The following is a 7,682-nucleotide window of genomic DNA, read 5'->3' as shown; positions in this document are numbered from 1 at the left end:
ACCGCATAGTTGCCGATTTGATAGATGCCGGTGCGGTTAACTGGCGCATTCATGAGTTGGTGTATAATAGCGCATCTGAAAACAGGCTGCGCTTTTTAGGCCATTGCCTGGCTAATTGTCTTGAAGTATTACCCGAATTTAATACAGCTATTATTGCGGTTAGTAAACATGACCTGGAACGGTTTGATGTTGAAACAGGCGATACGGAGGGTGTGGTAAACTATGCTTTATCAATGGCAAGCATCCGTTTGGCAGCTTTTATAGTTGAACGCAGTGATAGGGTAAAACTTTCATTACGTTCAAAAGGAGAGTTTCCGGCCAACGAGATCTGCAAAAAATACTTTAATGGCGGCGGTCACCGCAATGCGGCCGGCGGTCATTCTGAAGATAGCCTTGAACAGGTTATACAACAATTTAAACAAATTTTACCCGAATATAAAAAGCTATTAATACAGTAAAAAAGTAATGATGAAAAGAAAACTGATGTTTCTGTCACTTGCGGCTATTGGATTTGCAAGTTGCAACGGTGGGTTTAAGCAGGGCGAAGGCGGCTTGCTTTACAATATCCACACTTCAAAAGGCAATCCTAAAGTTAAAGAAGGTGACTTTCTGACACTGAACATGATCCTTAAAACTGATAAGGATTCGATAATCAATAACTCATATGACAATGGCCAGCCTATACCAACGCTGATGCCTAAGCCTCAAACAAAAGGTGATATTGTTTCTGGTTTAAGCTTATTGGGTGAAGGCGATAGCGCTACATTCAAAATTGCTGCCGATTCGGTATTTAAAGGTGGCCAGCAACGCCCTCCGGGCTTTAAAGGCAAATACCTTGTTTATACCATTAAAATTGAAAAGGTTATTACAAAAGGCGCACTTAGCGAGCAAATTTTCCGCGATCGTGTTACCCAATACATGAAAGGCCAAACCGATGCACTTAAAGGAAAAGAGCCTGCTAAGATCCAGGGTTATTTAGACGGACATAAAGACCTTAAGTTTGTAAAAACAGCATCAGGTTTAAACTATGCTGTTACTACACCAGGTAGCGGCGCTAATGTAGCAGTAGGTGATACCGCAGTTATTAACTATACTTTAAGGCTTGTTACCGGCAAAGTTTTAGAAACCAGCTCTAAAGAAGTTGCTGTAAAAGAAAAAATGCAGATCAACCCAATGAACCCTTATCAGCCTATCCGTATTCCGGTAGGTGAAGGTAAAGTTATCAAAGGCTGGGATGAAGGTTTCCAATTGTTTAACAAAGGTACTAAAGCAGTATTGGTTGTTCCGTCATCATTAGGTTATGGCGATCAGGGAAGCCAGCAAATGCAACCTTATACACCACTTGTATTTGAAGTTGAACTGGTAAATATTGTTCATCCAAATCCAAATGCACCGAAACCGGTTATGCCGCAAATGCAAATGCCAACTCCGGCAACAAAATAATTATACTATTTTACAAAGCCTTTCCTGCACCAGCAGGAAAGGCTTTTTTATTTATAGCGTATGAAAAAACATATTTTCTCCCTTTTATTGCCGGCTCTTTCTGCGTTTGCTTTAAATGCAGGTGCTCAAACAGCTGGTTTGCAAAAAACGGCTAAAGGTGCCCTTTACCAGATCTATACTGCAAACCCTGGCGACAAGGCTAAGATCAACGATGTACTTACCTTTAACTTTATCCAAAAAACGGATAAAGATTCGGTATTGTTTAGCAGTTATAAAGCAGGCCACCCGGTGCAAGCCCAGGTACAGGCTTCACAAAACGTAGGCGACCTGATGGATATATTCCCGCTGCTTGCCGCTAAAGACAGCGCCATCGTTAAGATCCCGACAGATTCGGTGTTTGTTGGTCATGAAGAAGCCCGTCCGCCATTTTTACCTAAAGGAAGCTTCCTTACCTTTATTTTAAAGATAGAGAAGGTACAATCATTAAATGATGCTATCGCCGAAAGGAATGCAGGTCTTGAAAAGTTAAAACAAGCCGAAACGACTGAGAGGGAAAGCTATATTACAGCACACGGCCTTAAACCTGTTACTACAGCATCTGGCTTAAAATATGTGATAACAAGCCCAACAACAAAGAGAAAGCCACTTAACGGCGACACCGTGTTGGTAAATTATACCGGGAAATTGCTTAGCGGAAAGCTGTTTGATACCAGTATCGAAGCTAACGCGAAAGCTGCAGGCGTACAACAGCCAGGCCGCCCGTATGAGCCCATAAGCGTTGTTTTAGGCGAACACAGGGTAATATCAGGTTGGGATGAAGGTTTGCTGTTATTGAACGAAGGTTCAAAAGCAACATTCATCATTCCGTCAAACCTTGCCTACGGCGAGCGTCCGAACGGAGAGATCCCCGGATACAGTACATTGGTATTTGATATCGAACTGGTAAAAGTAAAACCGGGCAAACATGCCGCGGTTACCCCGAAACCAGCCGCTGGTAAAACGCCGCTAAAAAGAGCGGGAGCAAAGAAACCGGTCGCTAAAAAGAACTAAACAAAAAACCTCCTGCCAAAAACAGGAGGTTTTTTGTTTATAGTCATCAGGCAATTAATTGAAAGTATCGATACTTTACTGCTATAAATTCGTTATTAAGTATTCAAGGTTTATTTTTGCAGCATGGTTTTAACCGATACGCACACCCATCTATACTACGAAACCATTACTGAAAAACGCGCAGCGTTAATGCAGCGTTGTGTTGATAATAACATTACCCGTTTGTTTTTACCTAATGTTGATGCCGCTTCCGTACCATTGGTTTATGGTTTGGTGAACGACTATCCTCAATATTGCTACCCTATGCTGGGTTTGCATCCCTGCGATGTAAAGGAGAATTGGGAGGAAGAGCTTACTGCGATTATGAATGCCCATCAGCAAAATAAGATCTATGCTATAGGCGAGATAGGTATTGACCTGTATTGGGATAAAACGCATTTAAAAGAGCAGGTAGACGCTTTTGTAAAGCAGATCAACTGGGCTAAAAGTCTTGATCTGGCCATTGTGATCCATTGCCGTGATGCTTTTGATGAAGTATACGAGGTGTTGAAACAAGAAGCGGATGAAAAGTTGCGCGGCATCTTTCATTGTTTTGGGGGAACGGTAGAGCAGGCCAAAAAAATGATCGACCTTAATTTTTACCTTGGGATAGGCGGTATCGTGACCTACAAAAACTCGGGACTTGATAAAGTAATACCGGAAATTGACTTAAAGCATATAGTTTTAGAAACAGATTCTCCGTACCTTACGCCCGTTCCGTTCAGGGGTAAACCTAATGAAAGCTCATACCTGGTGTACATAGCCCAAAAGGTGGCCGAGCTTCACCAAGCAAGCATTGAAAATGTGGCTGAGGTCACTACCGAAAATTCCAGGCTTGTGTTCGGGATTTAAATTGTTTAATATTTTACCACAGCATAAACTTAATTAATGAGCCAAATTTTAATCATCTATACCGGAGGGACAATAGGTATGATGAGTGATCCGGTTACAAAGGTGCTCAAGCCTATCAACTTTGAGCAAATAATGGATAACGTGCCCGAGCTTGAAAAGCTTAACTGCCGTATCAAAGTACACTCGTTTGATGAGATCATCGATTCATCAAACATGAACCCCGAGATCTGGAGCGAACTGGCCGGGTTGATCCAGTCAAACTATCATGATAACGATGGTTTTGTGATTTTGCATGGATCCGATACCATGGCTTATACCGCATCTGCATTAAGTTTTATGTTAGAGAACTTAGGTAAGCCAATCATTTTCACCGGTTCGCAATTGCCGATAAGTGCCATCCGCACGGATGCCAAGGAAAACCTGATGACGGCTATTGAAATAGCCAAGGCCAAAAAGAATGATCGTGCCCGCGTGCCCGAAGTTTGTATTTACTTTGATTATAAACTTTTCCGCGGCAACAGGGCCTTTAAATATAACTCATCAAAGTTTGAAGCATTCCGCTCGCCAAACTACCCCATATTGGCCGAATCGGGTGTGCATTTGCGTTTCAGCGTGAACGATATCAGGCAGCCTGAAGACGAAAGCTCGCTGATAATTCATAATAACCTGGTAAGCGATGTTGGTGTATTGAAACTGTACCCGGGCATAAGCCCTAAGGTTGTTGAAAATATTTTAAGTGCTGATGTGCGTGGTATAGTAATGGAAACTTTTGGGGCCGGCAATACCACAACCGATGCCTGGTTTATCGATTTGCTTAAAAATGCTGTAGATAGTGGTAAAGTGATCCTTGATATTTCGCAATGTAAAGTAGGTACTGTTGAGCTTGGCCGTTACGAAACCAGCAAACACCTTAAAGATATCGGCATAGCTAACGGTTATGACATGACCTTTGAATCTGCAGTAACTAAAATGATGTACCTGCTGGGCCAAAGTGATGATCCATTGAAGGTTAAAGAATGGCTGGAAACGGATTTGAGGGGCGAGATCACGGTATCGTAATAGATGCCTGGGTAGCTTTCTGGCATGTCTAATCGGTTATTCAATATAGAGTAAGAGATAATATAATAAAAGCGTCATTGCGAGGTACGAAGCAATCCCAAACTATACAGAGCTGCTCTGCAAATCGGGGATTGCTTCGTACCTCGCAATGACGCTTTATGATTTTAACGGTCTTTAGCTGAGTATTCGGTCTGAACTATTCCTCCGGATTAAACATTGCCACCAAATTCTTTAACCCATCAGCAGAATGCAATGAATCTGTTTGCTCCAATGTCATGGAGGCAGTTTCTAATGCTCTTGCACGCATTTGTTTTTCATAAGCTGCTATCGCATCATGTGTATTGGCAAAAACATCGCTAAGCAGGCATTCGGCCAGTTCCAAAGCATCAAGCATGGCCATGTTTACGCCTTCGCCGGCATAGGGTGGCATGAGGTGGGCGGCATCGCCAAGCATGGTTAAATTAGGCAAAGCTTCCCAGGTTTGATCTAAAGGCATACAATATTGCGGCCGTGGAATAAATAGAGGTTCAGCATTCTCAAATAGTTCATCCCAAATGTTGCTCCATTCTGCAAATTCCTGTTTAAACCATGCGAATACCCGTGCCTTATCTTTAAAATCAATCCCGCTATCCTGCAGCCATGATTCGGCAGATTTAATACCTGCATAGAATACCAGGCTGCCATCGCCTTTTGAGCTTACTATCAGCGTTTTTTCGTCGCCCATGGCAAATATCTTACCATCATTTAAGAGTTCATGAATCCGGGGACTTGCCTTTTCTGAATTATATACAGCGCCCTCTATCACACTTACGCCTGCATAAAAGGGTTTGATGGGGGTAATGTACGGACGGATCTTTGAATTGGCTCCGTCTGCTGCTATTACCACATCGGCATAAGCAATTGAGCCGTTTTTAAATTCCAGTTTAATTGCGCCATCCTGCTCGCTGAGCGATACAAATTGACTATCCCAAACTACGGTATCCTGCTTCAGGGAATCGAGCAGGATTTTTCTTAATGGCCCACGGTCAATTTCCGGCCGGTTATAGGAGCCGCCATCGGCACCATGTTCATCAAGTACGATGTTGCCATGCTTATCCACAACGCGTAGCTTATCTGCTCCGGGGCGATAGTTGGCGTTGAAGGCATCCATTAAACCAGCCACTTCGAGTGCTTTTAAACCCGATTCTTCATGCAGATCAAGCGTAGCACCCTGTACCCGCACTTCCCGGTTAAAGTCGCGCTCGTATACTTTTACGCTGGCACCATTCATCTGTAAGATCCGTGCAAGGGTTAATCCGCCGGGACCACCACCTACAATAGCTATATTTTTGTTTTTGATTGCTTTCATGTTGTTTAATTATTTCATCATACCTTTAATTACCACATCGCAACAGGTATTTACCATTTCATCAGTAATGATCTGTACAGGCCTGTCGGCATGATCAAAGTATTCGTTCACCAAATCCAACAGCGGCGAGAACAATAACGCCCGCTGAACATCAAAAGGAAGATCAATAATGATCCCTTCTTTTACCTTAGTCTCCATAAACCGGTGAATAGGCGCAAAGAACTGTCCTTGCCGGATATTCTGCTTTTGATAGGCTTTATTCAATAGCGGAGAGGATTTTCCATACAGAATCAGCGCGAAGTGTGTACGGTTATTTTTCAAGTATTGGAAACCATTGTTCCAGAGCTTTTTGACACCGGTTTCAAAATCCATCTCCTCATTAAAATCTTTTAAAACGGCTGCCTCGTAAGCGCCTAAAACCTCGGTAATGAAAAGCTTGATCAGCAGGTCATCCTTATCCTCGTATTTGATGTAGATAGTGCGGGGCGATACATTGGCTGCCTTGGCCAGTTTTTGCATGCTGAGGTTTTCCAACCCTTCATTGGCAATAATGTCAAGGGCAATGGTGCGGATGGCTTGTTCTTTCTCTAAATTCTTTGGCCTCATAGCGTGAGTAATTTGAATTGCGATGCAATTATAAGTAAATGTTTATTTACTTATAAAAGTATTACATTTTTTATCTTAATAATGGGAAGCTTTTCAGAATATCTTTGACCAGGAGTAATTTTGGATTAGTATGGGGCATCATATTGACGCAATTATAGGGAAAGCGCCTATTAATGAAGAAAAGGCAAAAGCATATGGCCTGGCTATTGCTTATGAATTGGGATACGCTATTGTAATACTTGATTGGGATTCCGTTTTGTACTGGTCATGCAAATTGAATTTAAGTTGTGATTCAACAATCGAGGACCTCGATTGGGATTGCGAATTGATCCATTATTTTGCACGCGAGTTGAATTTTATTGATTATGCCTTGATCAAAACAGATTATTTTGGTGGAATGGGTGATCAGTACGCGTCATTATATAAAAATGGTATTTGTGTGTGGCATGGATATCACATTAATACTGCTTTGGAGGGGATAGGGGTGATAAGCAATATGGGAATGGATGAGTTTGATACGATCAATTTAGGTGAATATCGCAATAGTGAACATTATTACTGGGATGGCAAATACAATTTCGCCTTAAAAAGAACAAACATGATTGCCGGTAAGATTTTTAAAGATTAAGTATACCTGCCATTGAAGTAATGTTTTTATGCTAAAATATCCTTTTATTAATGATTGCCATAAAGCCATCCTTAAATTTTTCGCTTACCGGGATATGTTTATCAGCGATATAAATATGGTTATCCTGAATTTTTACCAGTTGTTTGGTATTTACAATATAGGAGTTGTGTACCCGCACAAAGGGGGGCGAAAGCTGTTCTTCAATATCCTTAAGCCGTCGGTAAATGAGTAGTTGTTCCTGGGTGGTAACTAATCTTACATATTCCTTCTCTCCCTCAAAATATAGAATCTCATCCAGCAGGATCCGGCGTAATACCTTGCCAGATTTTACAAAAAAATAGCCCTCATCATTAGCAGGAGTTTGCTGCATTGCAGGTTCAGGCTTACCGAAATATCCCTCTATCTTTTGCATTGCCGACAAAAACCGTTTCAGGGTAATGGGCTTGAGCAGGTAATCAATAGTTTGATAGGTATAGCTTTCGGCAGCGTACTCCGAATAGGCGGTAGTGAATACAATTTTAGTTTGCGGCGGCAACAGGCCCGCCAGTTCCATGCCTGTTAGTTGTGGCATATTGATATCCAGGAAAATGAAATCAACCTTATGGCTTTTCAGGAAAGCCAGTGCCTCAAGCGCGTTGTAGCATTTGGCTTTAAGCT

General features: G+C 42.0%; 9 protein-coding genes. 6 read left to right on the top strand and 3 right to left on the bottom strand.

What is annotated here, in order from left to right; all coding sequences use genetic code 11:
- The 5 genes from VF500_RS26950 to VF500_RS26930 all read left to right on the top strand — a co-directional run.
- On the top strand, window positions 1-458 hold a 458-nt coding region (locus VF500_RS26950; protein WP_330862633.1), incomplete at its 5' end, for a DHH family phosphoesterase.
- 7 nt (window positions 459-465) lie between these two features.
- Window positions 466-1,443: an FKBP-type peptidyl-prolyl cis-trans isomerase gene (locus VF500_RS26945; protein ID WP_330862632.1), complete on the top strand. Its 978-nt coding sequence runs from the start codon at window positions 466-468 to the stop codon at window positions 1,441-1,443.
- Window positions 1,444-1,503: 60 nt separating this feature from the next.
- Window positions 1,504-2,493 (top strand): FKBP-type peptidyl-prolyl cis-trans isomerase, encoded by a 990-nt coding sequence (locus VF500_RS26940; protein ID WP_330862631.1) that lies wholly within the window; start codon window positions 1,504-1,506, stop codon window positions 2,491-2,493.
- Between the two features lie 123 nt (window positions 2,494-2,616).
- On the top strand, window positions 2,617-3,384 hold the full coding sequence (locus VF500_RS26935) for a TatD family hydrolase (RefSeq protein WP_330862630.1): 768 nt from the start codon (window positions 2,617-2,619) through the stop codon (window positions 3,382-3,384).
- A gap of 36 nt (window positions 3,385-3,420) precedes the next feature.
- The gene (locus VF500_RS26930) at window positions 3,421-4,443 is read left to right on the top strand and encodes an asparaginase (RefSeq protein ID WP_330862629.1); all 1,023 of its coding nucleotides are present in this window, start codon (window positions 3,421-3,423) and stop codon (window positions 4,441-4,443) included.
- 196 nt (window positions 4,444-4,639) lie between these two features.
- Here the strand turns inward: VF500_RS26930 and VF500_RS26925 are convergent, their stop codons facing one another.
- Together VF500_RS26925 and VF500_RS26920 are read right to left on the bottom strand one after the other, a co-directional pair.
- A complete protein-coding gene (locus VF500_RS26925; protein WP_330862628.1) occupies window positions 4,640-5,791 on the bottom strand; it encodes an NAD(P)/FAD-dependent oxidoreductase in 1,152 nt (383 codons plus the stop codon).
- Between the two features lie 9 nt (window positions 5,792-5,800).
- The gene (locus VF500_RS26920; RefSeq protein ID WP_330862627.1) at window positions 5,801-6,397 is read right to left on the bottom strand and encodes a TetR/AcrR family transcriptional regulator; all 597 of its coding nucleotides are present in this window, start codon (window positions 6,395-6,397) and stop codon (window positions 5,801-5,803) included.
- Window positions 6,398-6,527: 130 nt separating this feature from the next.
- On the opposite strand from VF500_RS26920, the gene VF500_RS26915 reads away from it, so the two are divergent.
- Window positions 6,528-7,025 (top strand): hypothetical protein, encoded by a 498-nt coding sequence (locus VF500_RS26915; protein WP_330862626.1) that lies wholly within the window; start codon window positions 6,528-6,530, stop codon window positions 7,023-7,025.
- Between the two features lie 31 nt (window positions 7,026-7,056).
- On the opposite strand, the gene VF500_RS26910 is transcribed toward VF500_RS26915, so the two are convergent.
- The coding region (locus VF500_RS26910; protein WP_330862625.1) for a LytTR family DNA-binding domain-containing protein at window positions 7,057-7,682 on the bottom strand (626 nt) is incomplete at its 5' end.

The sequence above is a fragment of the Mucilaginibacter sp. genome (genome assembly GCF_036383575.1).
Classification (GTDB): domain Bacteria; phylum Bacteroidota; class Bacteroidia; order Sphingobacteriales; family Sphingobacteriaceae; genus Mucilaginibacter.
Note: the sequence above shows the minus strand (reverse complement) of the source record. Positions and strands in the feature narration are given on the sequence as shown.

Excerpts from the sequence above, each read along its gene's own strand:
- VF500_RS26945 (WP_330862632.1), top strand. The coding sequence starts at position 466 with ATGATGAAAAGAAAACTGATGTTTCTGTCACTTGCGGCTATTGGATTT.
- VF500_RS26940 (WP_330862631.1), top strand. The coding sequence starts at position 1,504 with ATGAAAAAACATATTTTCTCCCTTTTATTGCCGGCTCTTTCTGCGTTT.
- VF500_RS26935 (WP_330862630.1), top strand. The coding sequence starts at position 2,617 with ATGGTTTTAACCGATACGCACACCCATCTATACTACGAAACCATTACT.
- VF500_RS26930 (WP_330862629.1), top strand. The coding sequence starts at position 3,421 with ATGAGCCAAATTTTAATCATCTATACCGGAGGGACAATAGGTATGATG.
- VF500_RS26925 (WP_330862628.1), bottom strand. The coding sequence starts at position 5,791 with ATGAAAGCAATCAAAAACAAAAATATAGCTATTGTAGGTGGTGGTCCC.
- VF500_RS26920 (WP_330862627.1), bottom strand. The coding sequence starts at position 6,397 with ATGAGGCCAAAGAATTTAGAGAAAGAACAAGCCATCCGCACCATTGCC.
- VF500_RS26915 (WP_330862626.1), top strand. The coding sequence starts at position 6,528 with ATGGGGCATCATATTGACGCAATTATAGGGAAAGCGCCTATTAATGAA.